The 16,601-nt window shown below is 67.2% G+C and carries 17 protein-coding genes and 1 pseudogene; 8 read left to right on the top strand and 10 right to left on the bottom strand.

The genetic code is table 11. The features are described 5' to 3' along the window. Both VOI27_RS22820 and VOI27_RS22815 read right to left on the bottom strand, forming a co-directional pair. Window positions 1-656: pseudogene (locus VOI27_RS22820) on the bottom strand (DNA polymerase Y family protein); the annotation flags it as partial. A gap of 71 nt (window positions 657-727) precedes the next feature. After that, a complete protein-coding gene (locus VOI27_RS22815; protein WP_323768918.1) occupies window positions 728-1,030 on the bottom strand; it encodes an I78 family peptidase inhibitor in 303 nt (100 codons plus the stop codon). A gap of 153 nt (window positions 1,031-1,183) precedes the next feature. Here VOI27_RS22815 and VOI27_RS22810 point away from each other — a divergent pair, with 153 nt between their 5' ends. Next, the gene (locus tag VOI27_RS22810) at window positions 1,184-2,296 is read left to right on the top strand and encodes an S-(hydroxymethyl)glutathione dehydrogenase/class III alcohol dehydrogenase (RefSeq protein WP_323768916.1); all 1,113 of its coding nucleotides are present in this window, start codon (window positions 1,184-1,186) and stop codon (window positions 2,294-2,296) included. A gap of 415 nt (window positions 2,297-2,711) precedes the next feature. Next, window positions 2,712-3,407, top strand: a complete 696-nt coding sequence (locus VOI27_RS22805) for an NYN domain-containing protein (protein WP_323768913.1) — start codon at window positions 2,712-2,714, stop codon at window positions 3,405-3,407. A 134-nt stretch (window positions 3,408-3,541) separates the two neighbouring features. Here the strand turns inward: VOI27_RS22805 and VOI27_RS22800 are convergent, their stop codons facing one another. Then, complete coding sequence (locus VOI27_RS22800) at window positions 3,542-4,192, bottom strand: TetR/AcrR family transcriptional regulator (protein ID WP_323768911.1); 651 nt, start codon at window positions 4,190-4,192, stop codon at window positions 3,542-3,544. A gap of 115 nt (window positions 4,193-4,307) precedes the next feature. Here VOI27_RS22800 and VOI27_RS22795 point away from each other — a divergent pair, with 115 nt between their 5' ends. From VOI27_RS22795 to VOI27_RS22775, 5 genes are all read left to right on the top strand, one after another. Next, complete coding sequence (locus VOI27_RS22795) at window positions 4,308-5,150, top strand: isocitrate lyase/phosphoenolpyruvate mutase family protein (RefSeq protein WP_323768909.1); 843 nt, start codon at window positions 4,308-4,310, stop codon at window positions 5,148-5,150. Window positions 5,151-5,224: 74 nt separating this feature from the next. Next, on the top strand, window positions 5,225-6,199 hold the full coding sequence (mbfA, locus tag VOI27_RS22790) for an iron exporter MbfA (protein ID WP_323768907.1): 975 nt from the start codon (window positions 5,225-5,227) through the stop codon (window positions 6,197-6,199). A gap of 322 nt (window positions 6,200-6,521) precedes the next feature. After that, window positions 6,522-7,451, top strand: a complete 930-nt coding sequence (locus VOI27_RS22785) for an AEC family transporter (RefSeq protein ID WP_323768905.1) — start codon at window positions 6,522-6,524, stop codon at window positions 7,449-7,451. A 77-nt stretch (window positions 7,452-7,528) separates the two neighbouring features. Then, entirely contained in the window at window positions 7,529-8,356 is an 828-nt protein-coding gene (gene fghA, locus VOI27_RS22780) for an S-formylglutathione hydrolase (RefSeq protein WP_323768903.1), read from the top strand. A gap of 3 nt (window positions 8,357-8,359) precedes the next feature. Then, the gene (locus VOI27_RS22775; protein ID WP_323768901.1) at window positions 8,360-8,812 is read left to right on the top strand and encodes a YaiI/YqxD family protein; all 453 of its coding nucleotides are present in this window, start codon (window positions 8,360-8,362) and stop codon (window positions 8,810-8,812) included. A gap of 192 nt (window positions 8,813-9,004) precedes the next feature. On the opposite strand, the gene pheS is transcribed toward VOI27_RS22775, so the two are convergent. The 5 genes from pheS to pyk all read right to left on the bottom strand — a co-directional run bounded on the left by pheS (window position 9,005) and on the right by pyk (window position 12,730). Further along, window positions 9,005-10,078 carry a phenylalanine--tRNA ligase subunit alpha gene (gene pheS / locus VOI27_RS22770; protein ID WP_323768899.1) on the bottom strand — a complete coding sequence of 358 codons (1,074 nt, stop codon included), beginning with the start codon at window positions 10,076-10,078 and terminating at the stop codon, window positions 9,005-9,007. 246 nt (window positions 10,079-10,324) lie between these two features. Then, window positions 10,325-10,690: a 50S ribosomal protein L20 gene (rplT, locus tag VOI27_RS22765; RefSeq protein WP_323768897.1), complete on the bottom strand. Its 366-nt coding sequence runs from the start codon at window positions 10,688-10,690 to the stop codon at window positions 10,325-10,327. 13 nt (window positions 10,691-10,703) lie between these two features. Continuing rightward, complete coding sequence (rpmI, locus tag VOI27_RS22760) at window positions 10,704-10,904, bottom strand: 50S ribosomal protein L35 (protein ID WP_323768895.1); 201 nt, start codon at window positions 10,902-10,904, stop codon at window positions 10,704-10,706. Window positions 10,905-11,033: 129 nt separating this feature from the next. Beyond that, the gene (locus tag VOI27_RS22755) at window positions 11,034-11,255 is read right to left on the bottom strand and encodes a hypothetical protein (protein WP_323768893.1); all 222 of its coding nucleotides are present in this window, start codon (window positions 11,253-11,255) and stop codon (window positions 11,034-11,036) included. 29 nt (window positions 11,256-11,284) lie between these two features. Further along, window positions 11,285-12,730 (bottom strand): pyruvate kinase, encoded by a 1,446-nt coding sequence (gene pyk / locus VOI27_RS22750; protein WP_323768891.1) that lies wholly within the window; start codon window positions 12,728-12,730, stop codon window positions 11,285-11,287. Between the two features lie 152 nt (window positions 12,731-12,882). On the opposite strand from pyk, the gene VOI27_RS22745 reads away from it, so the two are divergent. After that, a complete protein-coding gene (locus tag VOI27_RS22745) occupies window positions 12,883-13,623 on the top strand; it encodes an N-formylglutamate amidohydrolase (protein WP_323768889.1) in 741 nt (246 codons plus the stop codon). Between the two features lie 342 nt (window positions 13,624-13,965). On the opposite strand, the gene VOI27_RS22740 is transcribed toward VOI27_RS22745, so the two are convergent. Together VOI27_RS22740 and VOI27_RS22735 are read right to left on the bottom strand one after the other, a co-directional pair. After that, on the bottom strand, window positions 13,966-14,565 hold the full coding sequence (locus tag VOI27_RS22740; RefSeq protein WP_323768887.1) for an outer membrane lipoprotein carrier protein LolA: 600 nt from the start codon (window positions 14,563-14,565) through the stop codon (window positions 13,966-13,968). A 177-nt stretch (window positions 14,566-14,742) separates the two neighbouring features. Next, on the bottom strand, window positions 14,743-16,601 hold a 1,859-nt coding region (locus VOI27_RS22735; RefSeq protein WP_323768884.1), incomplete at its 5' end, for a DNA translocase FtsK.

The following is a 16,601-nucleotide window of genomic DNA, read 5'->3' as shown; positions in this document are numbered from 1 at the left end:
GCCAGCGCCCCGCGGGTCTGGCCCGGCGGCGCGATGCTGCCGGTCTCGACCCTGGCCTGCCGCCCCGCCGGCGCCGCGCCGCCGCGCTCCCAGTGCCGGCGCTTGGCGGCGCGCGAGCGGGTGGCGCGGGCCTCCTGGTCGATGTCATCGCCCGAGCGCGCGTGGCCGCCGCCCTGACCGGCAAAACGCGCCAGCGCCCAGGCGCCACCACGGCTGTCGGCGAGGCCGATCCGCGCGCTCAGCCCCATGTCGCCGGTCTCTTCGAGGATCCGCGCACACAGCGCCGCCTCGCCGCCAAAGAGATGCGTGCAGCCGGTGACGTCGAGCATCAGCCCGTCACCGCCGTCCTCGGCCACCCAGGGGGAAAACTTGCCGGCCCAGCGCAGCAGCGCCTGCAGAAACCCCGCCTCGGCATGGGCATTGCGCCGCGCGGTGCGCAGCTCGGCGCTGACAGCATGGGCATCGCGCAGGGGCTGACCCTTGTAGATCCCCGCCTCGGACGCCTGCGTCGAGACCGACGAGAGGATCTGGCTGTTGCCGATATCCTCGACCACCGCAAAGGGCGCCTCGTGCAGCGCAGCCTCGCCGCGCGCCTGACGCAACAGGCGTTCGGCCCCGAGACGGGGGAACCAGAGAGAGAGCAGTCGGCGGGGCATGGCAGAACAGGCAGCTTTGTTCGCTATATGTTCCCACCCTACCAGCCCCGGCGCCGGGAGTCGAGCCATCCTCAGCCGCAGAACACCCGGGAGATGAGGCCCGCCTCGTCGATCTGGATATTGGTGCGCGCCGGGATGTAATCCATGGTCCGCATCTGCCCCGGCCCGAGGATGCGTTTCGGTGCCGGCACCGCCGCCGCCGCGGCTTCCGGCTTGCCGACGAGGCCGCCATAGACCCCCGGCGCGCAGAGCGGCGCCTCTCCCTGCGGCACGGGCCCCGGCGACTGCGCCAGCCCGCCCCCCTCCGGCAGGCAGCCGGCCAGCGCCAGCAGGGCCACCGCCATCCCGCCGCCACGATACATCTTGTCTTGCATGGAACCTCCGATCCTGACCCACCCCATGATACACCGGATCGCTGCGGGAGGACCGGGGAAAAGCCCGGCCGCATCGGCAAATGCGCCCCGCCGCCCTTGATCCCGCCGGGGCTTTGCCACAGGGTCTGCGCGTATTCTGCAGGGAGACTGATCATGCGCACCAAAGCCGCCGTGGCCCTCGAGGCCGGCAAACCGCTGGAAATCATGGAGGTGAACCTCGACGGCCCCAAGGAGGGCGAGGTGCTGGTCGAGATCAAGGCCACCGGCATCTGCCACACCGACGAGTTCACCCGCTCCGGCGCCGACCCCGAAGGGCTGTTCCCCGCCATTCTCGGCCATGAGGGCGCCGGCGTGGTGGTCGAGGTCGGTCCCGGGGTTAAGGACCTGAAAGTCGGCGATCACGTGATCCCGCTCTACACCGCCGAGTGCCGCGAGTGCGAGTACTGCCTGCACCCCAAGACCAACCTCTGCCAGAAGGTCCGCGCCACGCAAGGCAAGGGCGTGATGCCAGACGGCACCTCGCGGTTCTCGATGCTCGATGGCACGCCGATCCTGCATTACATGGGCTGCTCGACCTTCTCGAACTACACCGTGCTGCCGGAGATTTCGCTGGCCAAGATCCGCAAGGACGCGCCCTTCGACAAGGTCTGCTACATCGGCTGCGGCGTCACCACCGGCATTGGCGCAGTGATCTACACCGCCAAGGCCGAGATCGGTTCGCGCGCCATCGTCTTCGGCCTCGGCGGCATCGGGCTGAACGTGATCCAGGGGCTGCGGCTGGCGGGGGCCGACCAGATCGTCGGCGTTGACCTGAACGACGACAAGAAAGAGATGGCGACGCGCTTCGGGATGACCGATTTCGTCAACCCCTCGAAGGTCGACGGCGATCTGGTGGGCCATCTGGTCGAACTGACCGGCGGCGGCGCCGATTACACCTTTGACGCCACCGGCAACGTGCAGGTGATGCGCACGGCGCTGGAATCGGCGCACAAGGGCTGGGGCGAATCGATCATCATCGGCGTGGCACCGGCGGGGGCCGAGATCTCGACGCGTCCGTTCCAGCTGGTCACCGGCCGGGTCTGGCGCGGTACGGCCTTTGGTGGCGCGCGCGGGCGGACCGATGTGCCCAAGATCGTCGACTGGTACATGGAGGGCAAGATCGACATCGACCCGATGATCACCCACACCCTGCCGCTCGAGGAGATCAACAAGGGATTCGACCTGATGCATGCCGGGGAATCGATCCGCTCGGTGGTGGTGTATTGAGCGCGGCGGTGGGTTGAAAACCCACCCTACGCTTGCAGCAGGGGGCCGGGGCGCCGGTCTTCGGCTCCTTTTAGAACCACTCGATGACTGCCGAAATGCAGCAGCTTCACCGGGCTCCCTGCCCCCAACGCTCGAGGCAGGGAGCCGCGCATCGCCGGGCCGCGGTGCGGCAGACGTGGATGCCACTTTATGCCTGCCAAGCCTGTACGACCTATCGCCGTCGCGCTTGTGGCACTCAAATCGCCGTGCCGTCCGGGCGGCGTCATGCCTTCGGCCCGGCGATGCGCGGCGGCCTGACGGCCGCTGTTGACGCGCTCGGTGTCCAAATTGACCCTGCCCCGAAGTCAGCCCCGCCAATGCCCAAACCCGCACGCTTTGAATTGACGCCGGCTTCGCCCGGCCCCATGGTCCGCGCATGCCAGATGATTCAAATCTCCTCGCCGTCCTGATCGACGCCGACAATACATCCCCGAAATTCACCAAGGCGATCTTCGACGAGATCGCCACGCTGGGCGAAGCCTCCGTGCGCCGCTGCTACGGCGATTTCTCCTCGCAGCAGATGGCCGGCTGGTCCCGGGTTCAGGCCGAGTTCGGCCTTGTTCCGCACCACCAGCCCGCCAATACCGTGGGCAAGAACGCCTCGGACATCGCGCTGGTGATCGACGCCATGGACCTGCTGCACTCAGGCCGCTTCGACGGCTTCGTGCTGGTCTCTTCCGACAGCGATTTCACAAGGCTCGCCAGCCGCATCCGCGAGCAGGGGCTCGCGGTCTACGGCATGGGCCAGCGCAAGACGCCGGATGCCTTCCGCAAGGCCTGCAAACGGTTCATTTTCCTCGAAAATCTCGGCGAGGAAGAGCCGCGCGAGACCCCCTCGAGCCGGCCGCTCGACGAGGCGCGCAACCTGATCTTCAAGGCGATGGAAGGGATCGAACAGGGCGACGAATGGTACACGCTGGGCCAGATCGGCCAGTTCATCATCGCCGCCAACCCGGATTTCGACACCCGCTCCTATGGCCACCGCAAGCTGAGCGACCTGGTCGGGCGGCTCAAGGTCTTCGAGACCCGCAAGGGCGCCGGCAACCAGCTCATGGTGCGCCGCGTCGATTGAGGCGCCGCCGCGTCCCGGACCCGATCCGGGACCTCTTCGCCGCCTGACGCCTGGCCGATGCGCGCCGCGGCTCTGACACCGGGAGACCCCGGATCACGTCCGGGGCAGGCTCCCGGATCACGTCCGGGGCAGGGTCAGGCCGGCGCGCTGCCGTAGCGCGCCATGAAGGTCTCGACCGCGCCCTCGATCACCCGGTCGATCTCTTCCGGCTCGAACCGCGTGGCGACGTTGAAGATCATTCGCGGCCAGAGATCGGCCTTGCAGAGCTCGGCGAACTGCGCCGCCGCAAGGTCGACATCCTCGATCTGCAGCGCGCCCCGCGCCACCGCGGCCTGCAGGTACTCCCGCACCGAACGATGCATCACCGCCGGGCCGGAATTGTAGAATTGCCGGCCGAGGTCGGGGAACCGCTCGGCCTCGGCAACGCAGATGCGAAAGATCGACTGGCCGAACTCCGACAGGATGAACCCGAGGAAATGCCGGCCGCATTGCGCCAGCACCTCGCGTGGGGGCGCCTCGGCATCGATCACCGTCAGCGCATGGTCGGCCTGGCGACAGCATTCGCATGAGGCCACCTCGGTGAACAAAAGCCGCTTGTCGGGGAAATAGCTGTAGAGCGTGGCCTTCGACACCCCGGCCGCACGGGCGATATCATCGACCGAGGCCCCTTCGAAGCCCTGCGCGAGAAAGACCTCGCGCGCGCCCGCCAGCACCTGATCGAATTTGCGGCCGCGGCGCACCCGGGGGGTCTCGTCCCCCTCCGCCAGCCTGGCATCTGAGCTCATCTCGCCACTCCCGTTTTCCCCTAGCTATAGACCAAACAGTTCAGTTTCAAGCGAGCCCGCAACCAGGCGTCGCGTCACCGGCAGCGGGCTGCTAGGCTGCGATCAGGAGGCCGTCATGACCGATCAAGCAACGAGATTTGCTGCGTTCCGTGCGCTGCACGAGGGGCCGGGGGCCTTTGTCATCCCCAACCCCTGGGATGCCGGCTCGGCCCGCATTCTCACCGCGCTGGGCTTCGCCGCGCTGGCCACCACCAGCGCCGGCTATGCCTTCTCCGCCGGCAAGCGCGACAGCGCCGCCTGCCTGACCCGCGACGAGATCCTCGGCAATGCCCGCGCCATCGTCGAGGCGACCCATCTGCCGGTCTCGGCCGATCTCGAGGACGGGTTCGGCGCCGCCCCAGAAGCCTGCGCCGAGACGATCACCCGCGCCATCGCGGCGGGGCTGGTCGGCGGCTCGATCGAGGATGCCATCGGCGATGCCGCCCACCCGATCCACGACGCCGGCCACGCGACGGAACGGATCGCCGCCGCCGCCGAGGCCGCCCGTGGCCAGCCCTTCCTGCTCACCGCGCGCGCCGAGAACTACCTCTGGGGCCGCCCCGACCTTGCCGACACCATCGCCCGGCTGCAGGCGTTTTCCGAGGCCGGGGCCGATGTGCTCTATGCCCCCGGCCTGCCCGATCTCGACGCGATCCGCACGGTCTGCGCCGAGGTCGACCGGCCGGTCAATGTGGTCATGGGGCTCAAGGGCGCGTCCTACAGCACCGCCGAACTGGCCGAGGCCGGCGTGCGCCGGATCAGCGTCGGCGGCAGCATGGCCCGCGCCGCGCTGGGGGCGCTGAAACGCGCCGCCGAGGAAGTCCAGACCCGCGGCACCTTTACCTACGCCCAAGACGCCATGGAGGACGCCGAGGCCGCGGCACTGATGACACAGGGACAGCCGGTGCGCCGAACCTGAGGTTTCGCGCCGAGGCCCCTTGCCAAGCCGATCCGTGCGAATATGTTTAGAACAATTCTAAACCGGAAGACGCCATGCGATTTCTCACCCAAAGACGCCGATTCTCCGATCTCTCGGAACAGGAAATCCTCGCCCTCGCGATCTCGTCCGAGGAAGACGACGCGCGGATCTACCGGATGTATGCCGAGCGGCTGCGCGCCGATTTCCCGGATTCCGCCCGTGTTTTCGATGGCATGGCCGCCGAGGAGGACGAACACCGCCAGCAGCTGATCGAGGCCCACCGCGCACGGTTCGGCGAGGTCATTCCGCTGATCCGGCGCGAGCATGTCGCGGGCTACTATGCCCGCCGCCCGGTCTGGCTGGTCGAGAACCTCGGGCTCGAGCGCATCCGCGAAGAGGCCGAGGCAATGGAGCAGGCGGCCGAGCGCTTCTACCTCGCCGCCGCCAAGCGCGCCAGCGATGCCAGCACCCGCAAGCTGCTGGGCGATCTGGCCGCCGCCGAGGCCGACCACCAGCACAGCGCCGGTCAACTGAGCGAAACCCATCTCGACAGCGCTGCCGCCGAGAGCGAGAGCGGCACCGCCCGGCGCCGCTTCCTCCTGACCTGGGTGCAGCCGGGCCTGGCTGGGCTGATGGACGGCTCGGTCTCGACCCTGGCGCCGATCTTCGCCACCGCCTTTGCCACCCAGGACACCTGGACCACCTTCCTGGTGGGCCTCGCCGCCTCGGTCGGGGCCGGCATCTCGATGGGCTTCACCGAGGCCGCGTCGGACGACGGTCAGCTTTCGGGCCGCGGCTCACCGGTCAAGCGCGGCGTGGCCTCCGGCGTGATGACCACGCTGGGCGGGCTGGGCCATGCGCTGCCCTACCTGATCCCGGATTTCTGGACCGCGACCACGGTGGCGATCCTCGTGGTCTTCGTCGAGCTCTGGGCGATCGCCTGGATCCAGAACCGCTTCATGGAGACCCCGATGCTGCGCGCGGCCTTTCAGGTGGTGCTGGGCGGCGCGCTGGTGTTTGCCGCCGGGGTGCTGATCGGCTCGGGCTAGGGCGCTTCGGGGCGGGCATGCGGCGTCTTGACCGGAGTGTCCCGATGACACCGCGCCGGGGCCTCGCCCACGCCATGGAGTTCCCGATAGCTGACACCCGGTGGCGCGAGGTCCCGGGTCAAGCCCGGGACGCGGCACTTGGAGCGAACCCCGCTCGACGCCCTCCCGCGCCCGCCCCGGCCTCGCGCCGGGGCCTCACCGCAAGCCGGCCCCATGCCCGAAACCTCGCATCGCGCCACGCGAAGTCCCGGGAAGTCCCGCCGCATCGCGGCGCGGCGCCTTTCAAATTGACCCCGCCGTTCCAGATGATACCCCTTGCCTCATGCTGGCCATCTTCCTCAAGACCCTGCCGTTCTTTGCAATCATCGCCCTGGGCTACGGCGCCGGGCGCAGCCGGTTCTTTACCGAGGAAGCCGCGGCCTATCTCACCAAATTCATCTTCTACTTCGCCCTGTCGGCGATGATCTTCCGCTTTTCCGCCAATCTCTCGCTGGCCGAAATCTGGGACAGCCAGCTGGTGCTGGCCTACCTCCTGGGCAGCCTCGCGGTCTACCTGCTGGCCACCGCCGTGGGCCTGGCCCGCCGCATCGGGCTGGAACAGACCGCGGTCGAGGCGCAATGCGCGGTGATCGGCAACACCGGCTTTCTCGGCGTGCCAATGTTCGTCGTGCTCTTTGGCGAGGCGGCGATCGGTCCGGTGATGCTGGTGCTGGCGGTCGACCTGATCGTGTTTTCCTCGCTGATCGTGATCCTGATCACCGGCGCGCGGGACGGCCGCATGTCGCTGGCCGTGCTGGGCACCGTCGGCCTCGGCCTGCTGAAGAACCCGATGATCGTCTCGATGGTGCTGGGTCTCGGTTGGGCCGCACTCGGCACGCCGCTCCCGGTGCCGGTCAACGAGTTCGTCGTCATCCTCGGCGGCGCCGCCACGCCCGGCGCGCTCTTTGCCATCGGCGCCTCGCTGGCCTCGAAATCGGCCGAGCGGGTCAGCGTGGCGGGCTATCTCAGCGTCTGCAAGCTGGTGCTGCACCCGGCCGCGGTGGCCTTGGCGGTGATCGTGCTGTTCCCGCTCGACCCGTTCACCGCCACCATCGCCGTGGCGGCGGCAGCACTGCCGGTGGCGGGCAACGTCTACATCCTCGCCCAGCACTACGGCGTGGCCCCGCAGCGGGTCTCGGCGGCGATCCTGTTCTCCACCGCCGCCTCGATCGTGACCCTGCCCTATGTCATCGCCTGGGTCTCGGGCGCTTGACCGCGCGCCGGCCGAGAGCGTTCTCTCCGACACCGAACCCGACGGCTTCGATCTGCCATCAAACGCAAGGGACCCCCATGGACATCACCGCAGAAAACCGCGCCTTCGACGGCCGCCAGATCGTCGCCACCCATGGCTCAGAGGTCTGCCGGTGCGACATGACCTTCGGCCTCTACCTGCCGCCGCAGGCCAAGGCCGGCCCGGTGCCGCTGATCTGGTACCTTTCGGGGCTGACCTGCACCCATGAGAACGCCATGACCAAGGCCGGCGCCCAGGCCTGGTGCGCCGAATATGGCGTCGCCATGGTGTTTCCCGATACCTCGCCGCGCGGCGATGACGTGGCCGACGACGCCGCCTTCGACCTGGGCAAGGGCGCCGGCTTCTACATCGACGCCACCGAAGAGCCCTGGGCGCCGAACTTCCGGATGGAAAGCTACATCACCGACGAGCTGCCAGAGCTGCTCTTTGCCGAATTCCCCCTCGACCGCGACCGCCAGTCGATCATGGGCCACTCCATGGGCGGCCACGGCGCGCTGACCCTGGCGATGAAGACCCCCGGCCGTTATGCCAGCGTCTCGGCCTTTGCGCCGATCTGCAACCCGTCGGACAGCGACTGGGGCCGCAAGCAGTTCACCGCCTACCTCGGCGAGGATGCCGACTGGGAAGCCCACGACGCCTCGCGCCTGATGCGCCAGGACGGCATCGACGTGCCGGTGCTGATCGACACCGGCACCGACGACCAGTTCGGCGACCTGCTGAAAACCGAAGCGCTGGCCCAGGCGCTGGCCGAGAAACGTGTCGAACATGCGTTGCGGATGCAGAAGGGCTATGACCACAGCTATTATTTTGTCGCCAGCTTCATGGAAGAGCATGTCGCCTTTCACGCCGACGCGCTCCGGGCCTGAGCCATGGCAATCTATGTCGACGCCGATGCCTGCCCGGTGAAAGCCGAGGTCGAGAAGGTCGCCACCCGACACCGGATGCAAATGTATCTGGTGGCCAACGGCGGGCTGCGGCTGTCGCAGAACCCGCTGGTCGAGGTGGTGATCGTGCCGGACGGGCCGGATGTGGCCGACATGTGGATCGCCGAGCGCGCCGGCCCGGGCGACGTGGTGGTCACCGGCGACATTCCTCTGGCGGCAAAATGCGTCGAGGCCGGCGCCCAGGTATTGCGTCACACCGGCGAGGCCTTCACCGAGGCCAATATCGGCCAGCAACTGGCGATGCGCGACCTGATGGCCGACCTGCGCGCCGCCGACCCGTTTCGCCAAGGCAGCGGCAAGGCGTTCTCCAAGGCCGACCGCTCGCGGTTTCTCGATGCATTGGAACGGGCGCTCCGGGCGGCCGGACGCGCCCGCTGACCCCAGACCGCGCGGGCGCCGGGTCTGATCCAGCCCTTTCACGGGCCTCCCGCTCGCGGTGTCTCGATCCTTTGGACCGGGCAACCCGGTCCGGCAGAACCCAATACCGGGCCCGCCCCGGACATGATCCGGGGCCTCTCCGCCTGCGTGGTGACCAACGTGGAGGTCCGGCTCAGGCCCGGGACGCGGACCTCAGCCGCTCAGCCCGCCATGCAGGTTCGGCTGCTGCAGCGCGCCGAAGCCGTAATGCCGCAGCCATCGCAGATCGCTGTCAAAGAAGGCCCGCAGGTCGGGAATGCCGTATTTCAGCATCGCGATCCGGTCGATGCCGATGCCAAAGGCAAAGCCCTGCCACGCGTTCGGATCGATCCCGCCGGCTTCCAGAACTTTCGGATGCACCATGCCGGAGCCGAGGATCTCCAGCCAGTCATCCCCCTCGCCGACCTTCAGCTGACCGCCCTCCCACGAGCAGCGGATATCGACCTCGGCCGACGGCTCGGTGAAGGGGAAATGCGAGGCGCGGAACCGCAGCTCCACCCCCTCGACCTCGAAGAACGCCCGCAGGAATTCCTCCAGCGTCCACTTCAGCTGCGCCATCGAGATGTCTTTGTCGATCGCCAGCCCCTCGACCTGGTGGAACATCGGTGTATGGGTCTGGTCATAGTCGGCGCGGTAGACCCGCCCCGGCGCGATGATCCGGATCGGCGCGCCCTGCTTCTCCATCGAGCGGATCTGCACCGGCGAGGTATGGGTGCGCAGCACATGCGGCGGGCGATTGTCGCCCTCGGCCCGGTGCATGTAGAAGGTGTCCATCTCGGCCCGCGCCGGGTGGTGCGAGGGGATGTTCAGGGCGTCGAAATTATACCAGTCGCTGTCGATCTGCGGCCCCTCGGCGACGGAAAAGCCCATCTCGCCAAAGATCGCCGTCACCTCCTCGCGCACCTGGCTGATCGGATGGATGCTGCCCTGCCGCCGGCCCCTGGCGGGCAGCGTCACGTCGAGCCATTCGCCGCGCAGCCGCTCTTCCAGCGCCGCATCTGCCAGCGAGGCCTTGCGGGCGGACAGCGCCGAGTTGATCTCGTCCTTCAGCGCATTCAGCTTCGGGCCCATGACCTGCCGCTCCTCTGGGGTCATCTTGCCCAGCTCGCGCATCTTCAGGCTGATCTCGCCTTTCTTGCCGACGGCCTGCACCCGCAGCGCCTCGAGTGCGGCTTCCTCGCCGGCATCGGCAATCAGCTGAATATACTTGTCGCGCAGGTCGTCCATCGCAGGGCCCTCGGTTCGGTTCGGCTTTGCGCCTCACCTACCCGCCCATGCGGGCCTGCGCAAGCGGTCAGCGCCAGCACGCCCCACAGCCCCTCTACAGGCCAAAAATGTTTCTGGGGGGAGGGCGGCAAGCCCGGGGGGCAAAGCCCCCCCGTCGACACGCGCAGGCGTGGCGACCCCCGGCGCCGCAACGAAAAAGGCCGCCCCCGAGGGAACGGCCTTTCAACATCACTGGATCTGCCCGACTTACGCCGGCAGCGCCTCTTTCGCCTGGGCCGCGATGGCGTTGAACGCCTCGGGCTCGTGCACGGCGAGGTCGGCCAGAACCTTGCGGTCGACTTCGATGCCGGCCAGGGTCAGGCCGTTGATGAAGCGCGAATAGGTCAGGTTTTCGTCGAATGCGCGGACAGCGGCGTTGATCCGCTGGATCCACAGCGCGCGGAACGAACGCTTGCGCGCCTTGCGGTCGCGCGTGGCGTATTGGTTGGCCTTGTCGACGGCCTGGCGTGCCACCTTGAAGGTGTTCTTGCGACGGCCGTAATAGCCTTTCGCTGCCTTGGTGACTTTCTTGTGACGGGCGTGGGTAACGGTCCCACCTTTAACGCGTGCCATGTGTCAGGTCTCCTTAGCGCGAATAGGGCATCATCGGCTTGATGATCTGCTCATCAGCCTTCGACAGAACCTGCGTGCCACGGGCATCGCGGATGAACTTGGTGGAACGCTTGATCATGCCGTGGCGTTTGCCCGCCTGGCCGGCCTTGATCTTGCCTTTCGCCGTGATCTTGAACCGCTTCTTGCAGCTCGATTTCGTCTTCATCTTGGGCATTTCGGTCTCCTTTAAGTCCGGAACTATGCGCGCGACTCGGCATGCCACTCAGGCCGGCCGCGCGATGGAAGGCGCCGTATAGGCCGGCTGGCCCCGATTGCCAAGCGAAAAAGCAGCCCGCAGGCGGGATCACAGAAAGCGCCCGACCACCGCATAGAACACCTCGGGCACCTCATCGAGGCGATAGCCGCCGGGGCGGCTGGCAAAGGCGAAAACCATCAGCCCACCGGCCAAAACGACAACAAGGGCCGCCACCCTCGGGGTGCGGCCCTCGCTGAATGCCGAGAGGAAGGACGGAATCGCCAGGATCAAAAGCGCGATCCCGACGATCAGTGCCAAGTCCGAATCCATTGCGGTGCCCCCCTTGCCGGGGACCAAACCTACTCCGGGTCGGTGCTGTAGATCAAACGCTCGTCGCAGGGCGCGACGCGCAGGATGTTGGTCGTGCCCGGCACGTTGAAGGGCACGCCGGCGGTCACCACGATCTGGTCGCCCTCATTGGCGATGCCGCTGGCACGCGCCGCGCGGGCGGCATTGACCACCGCCTGCTTGAAGCGCTCCAGGTCGCCGGTCACCACGCAGTAGCAGCCCCAGGTCAGCGCCATCATCCGCGCGGTGCGCAGGCGGTTGGTCATTGCGATGATCGGCACCCGCGGCCGTTCGCGCGCCACCAGCGAGGCGGTGGTGCCGGACGAGGTGAAGCAGCAAATCGCCTTGATCTCGGTGGTCTCGGCGATCTCGCGCGCGGCGGCGACGATGCCGTCGGCGACCGAGTGGCGCTCGGCCCGGCGGCTGGCCTCGATGATGTCGGTGTAGTTCGGGTCGTTTTCGACCTCGATCGCCACGTTGTTCATCGTGGTGACAGCCTCGACCGGGTAATCGCCGGCGGCGCTTTCGGCGCTGAGCATGACCGCATCGGCACCCTCATAGATGGCGTTCGACACGTCAGAGACCTCGGCCCGGGTCGGCATCGGGCTCTCGATCATGCTTTCCAGCATCTGGGTCGCGACGATCACCGGTTTGGCGGCGGCGCGACACTTGCGCACCAGGCGCTTCTGGATCGGCGGCACGTTCTGCACCGGCAGTTCGACGCCAAGGTCGCCACGCGCCACCATGATGCCGTCAGAGGCATCGAGGATCTCGTCGAAGTTGGTCACCGCGGCGGGTTTCTCGATCTTCGACAGCACCGCGGCGCGGCCGTTGATCAGCTCGCGCGCTTCCCAGACGTCCTTGGGCCGCTGCACGAAGCTCAGCGCCATCCAGTCGACGCCCAGTTCGGCGACGAACTCGAGGTCCTTGCGGTCCTTTTCCGACAGCGCCGCCAGCGGCAGCACCACGTCGGGCACGTTGACGCCCTTGCGATCCGAGATCACGCCGCCGGTGATCACCGTGCAGTTGGCGAAATCGGCGCCGCAGTTGTCGACCTTGAGGCGGATCTTGCCGTCATTGACCAGCAGATGCGCGCCCGTCTCGAGGGCGGCAAAGATCTCCTTGTGCGGCAGGCAGACCCGGTTGATGTCGCCCGGCGCCGGATCGAGGTCGAGCCGGAAGCTGGCGCCCTCCTGCAGGTCCTGCGGACCGTCACCGAAGGTGCCGACGCGCAGTTTCGGACCCTGAAGGTCGGCGAGAATGGCGATCGGGCTGTCGAGATCCTTTTCGACCTGGCGGATGATCTTGTGCCGCTCGGCGATCTCTTCGTGAGAGCCGTGGCTCATGTTGAGGCGGAACACATCCGCGCCGGCTTCGTGCAGCTTGCGGATCATGTCGTAATCGTTGGACGCCGGTCCAAGTGTGGCGACGATCTTAACCTTGCGGTCGCGTTTCATGGCGCATCAGGCCCTTTCGTAATTGACGGACACATCGCGCGTGACTGGCGATGTTATCGCTAACGCTCTTCCCCCGCTCTATGCACCACTTCGGCCTCGCAGGCAAGCAAGAGGCGCGGTACAACTCCCCGGCCACAATACGAAGGGATGACATGAGCTTCCACCCCTATTGGACAGAAGGCGCCGATCGGCCGGGCAGATGGCTGATCACCTGCGACCACGCGACCAATACCGTGCCAGAGGCGGTGAACGGCGGCGATCTCGGCCTCGCGGCCCGGGACATGCGGCGCCACATCGCATTTGACCCCGGTGCGCTGGGGGTGACGCGACACCTGGGGCGGCTGCTGGATTCGCCGGCGCTGTTTGCCGATTTCTCGCGGCTGGTGATCGATCCGAATCGCGGCGAGGACGATCCGACCCTGCTGATGAAGCTCTATGACGGCACCATCATCCCCGCCAACCGCCATGCCGATGCGGCCGAGGTCGAGCGTCGGCTCGATGCCTATCACCGGCCCTATCACGCGGAGTACTACCGGCTGGCCGCGCGCCGGCCCGACACGGCGATCTGCGCGGTGCATTCCTTCACCCCGCAGCTTCAGGCGCGCCCGCCCCGGCCGTGGCACATCGGCATCCTTTATGCCCATGACGCCCGCCTGGCGCTGCCGCTGATCGAGCGGCTGCAGCAGGAGCCCGACCTCTGTGTGGCGGGCAATGTGCCCTATTCCGGCCACCTGCCGGGCGACAGCATCGAGCGGCACGCGCTTTCAATGGGGCTGCCCAACGTGCTGGTCGAGATCCGCAACGACCTGATCGCCGAGGAGGCCACCCAGAAGGCCTGGGCCGAGCGGCTGGCCCCGATCCTGTCGGAGGTGCTGCGCAAGACGGGTCTGTAGGGCTGGTGGCACGGTGGCAGGGGTTGAAAGGTCGCCGCGCGTTGACAGCGGGCTGCGGGCCCGCCGCGCATCGTCATGCCGGAGCCATGCCTGCGGAATGACGCCGCCCGAACGGCACGGCGATTTGACTGGTGCTAGCGCTACGGTCGGAGCGTCTACGGATTCTGCCGGGACAAATTGGCATACAGTGTTGTCGGATCGCCGTACCGCGGCCCGACGACACGCGGCTCATACACTGGCACTCTCCATGCAATGCATCTTGCCGTGTTCAGACGCTACCTAGATCACCTTGGCAGTTCCGTGCCTGAAGACAAGGCCAGCCAAACCAGCCGCCCGTCCCCGTCAGTTCAGGCCTTCGATCGCCCGGATGATCGAGAACACGTTGTGCGGCAGCCGCGCCGATTTGTCCAATTCGCCGAGGATCACCGTGGTCTCGCCGCCGGCGTCATCGCGGATCACCCATTGCCGCAGTTCCACCGGGTTGCCGGTGAACACCAGATCGATGGTGCCGATCTCGGGCCGCCGCGGATCGCGCGCGCGCACCACCGTCGAGGTGCCGTCATAGGTATGCGAGGTCACCATCCCCGAGCGCGTCAGATCCACCGATTTCGCGAGGATGATGCTCAGCGGCGTGTCGCCCAGCGGATAGCGTTCGGGCGCGCTGCCGACTTTCTTGTCAAAAATTGCCACCTCGCCGCCAGAGGCCAGAACCAGCGCCTTGGCCGGCGGGTTGTAGTCGAACCGCGCCATGCCGGGCCGGCGCAGCGAAATCGTGCCGGTCGAGATCGAACCGTCGTCGTTGATCTGGGTGAAGGATCCCTTGGCCTGCTGCAGCTGGTTGAGGTAGCCGGAGATCTGCCCGAGTGACAGTTTCTCGGCCGCCGCCGGCAGCGCCGCCAGGGTGACGCCGAGGGCGAGGATGAGGGGCTTGAATGCGCGCATGGGGATGTGTCTCACTCGTTTTTTCTGCCGTCACTATCGGCCATATCGCGATGTTATGCGATATCACGGCCACCAGACCCTTCATGTAAGCACCCGCAAGGCCCCTGCCAGGCATCTCCGGCGCATCGGTGCTCACCTTGCCGTGAGAGCCGGCCCGGTTTCGGGCCCCGGCCCGCGTCAAGCCTGTTCCGGCACAAGGATCTCGCGTTTGCCCACATGATTGGCCGGTGAGACAACCCCCTCGTCCTCCATCTGTTCCACCAGACGCGCGGCCTTGTTGTAGCCGATCGCCAGCTTGCGCTGAATGTAGGAGGTCGAGCACTTGCGATCCTTGACGACAATCGCCACCGCCTGATCATAGAGCGCATCCTCGCCGTTGGTGTTGCCGCCGGTGTTGAGGCCCAGAACCGCGTCGATATTGTCGGCCTTGTCGTCATCGGGCCCCTGCACCACACCAGAGACGTAATCCGGCGGGCCGAAGGCCTTGAGGTGGTTGACGATCTCCTCGACCTCCTCGTCCGAGCAGAACGGCCCGTGGCAGCGGGTGATCTTGGCACCGCCCGCCATGTAGAGCATGTCGCCCATGCCCAGCAGCTGCTCGGCCCCCTGCTCGCCCAGAATGGTCCGCGAGTCGATCTTCGAGGTCACCTGGAAGGAAATCCGGGTCGGAAAGTTGGCCTTGATCGTGCCGGTGATGACGTCGACCGAGGGCCGCTGGGTGGCCATGATCAGGTGAATGCCCGAGGCCCGCGCCATCTGCGCCAGACGCTGGATGCAGGCCTCGATCTCCTTGCCTGCGACCATCATCAGGTCGGCCATCTCGTCGACGATGACGACGATGAAGGGCATCTTCTCGGGCGCGAATTCCTCGGTCTCGAACACCGGTTCGCCGGTGTCGTCGTCAAAGCCGGTCTGCACGGTGCGCGAGAACATCTCGCCCTTGGCCTGCGCGTCCGAGACGCGGGAGTTGTAGCCGTCGATGTTGCGGACGCCCATCTTGGACATCTTGCGATAGCGTTCCTCCATCTCGCCCACGACCCATTTCAGCGCCACCACGGCCTTCTTCGGGTCGGTCACCACCGGCGACAGCAGGTGCGGGATGCCGTCATAGACGCTGAGTTCCAGCATCTTGGGATCGATCATCACCAGCCGCAGATCGTCGGGGCTGAGTTTGTAGAGCAGCGACAGGATCATCGTGTTGATCGCCACCGATTTCCCCGAGCCGGTGGTCCCGGCAATCAGCAGGTGGGGCATCTTGGCGAGGTTGGCGACGATCGGATCGCCGCCGATGTCCTTGCCCAGCGCCAGCGGCAGGGTGCGGTTGCCATCGCCATAGTCGCGGCCAGAGAGGATCTCGCGGAACGACACCATCTCGCGCTTCTCGTTGGGCAGTTCGATGCCGATCACCGAGCGGCCCGGCACGGTCGAGACCCGCGCCGAGAGCGCCGACATCGAGCGCGCGATATCGTCGGCGAGGCCGATCACCCGGCTGGCCTTGAGGCCCGGCGCCGGTTCCAGCTCGTACATGGTGACCACCGGGCCGGGGCGGACCGAGACGATCTCGCCCTTGACGCCATAGTCGTCGAGCACCGATTCCAGCATCCGCGCGTTTTCCTCGAGCGCTTCGTCCGAAAGCACATGGCGTTCGATCAGCGCCGGGTCGCTGAGCAGCGACAGCGGCGGCAGTTCGTACTCCGCATCGGCGGGGTCGAAACCCAGTTCGGGCTGCGCCTCGGCCCGGGCGCGTTTCGACATCGGCGCAGGCTTGCGCACCGAATGCTGCACCACCTTCTTGGGCTCGGCCGGGATGACGCGCGGGGCTTGGGTGGGCGCAGGTTCGGTGACCGCCCATTCGTCCTCGTCGGGGGTGACGAAGCCCGAGCTGTCGTCGATGAAGATATTGCGCGGCTCCTCGTCGTCTGACACCGGGTCCGGCGCGGAAACAGCCCCCCTCTGCACGGCAGGGGAGGGGGCAGCAGCGGGGCGCGGGGCCGCGGCGCCGTGGCTGGCGACCGGCGCGGGGCGGGCCGCGGCAG

Origin of the sequence: Marinovum sp., from assembly GCF_034669705.1 — a bacterium.
Lineage (GTDB): Bacteria > Pseudomonadota > Alphaproteobacteria > Rhodobacterales > Rhodobacteraceae > Marinovum.
Note: the sequence above shows the minus strand (reverse complement) of the source record. Positions and strands in the feature narration are given on the sequence as shown.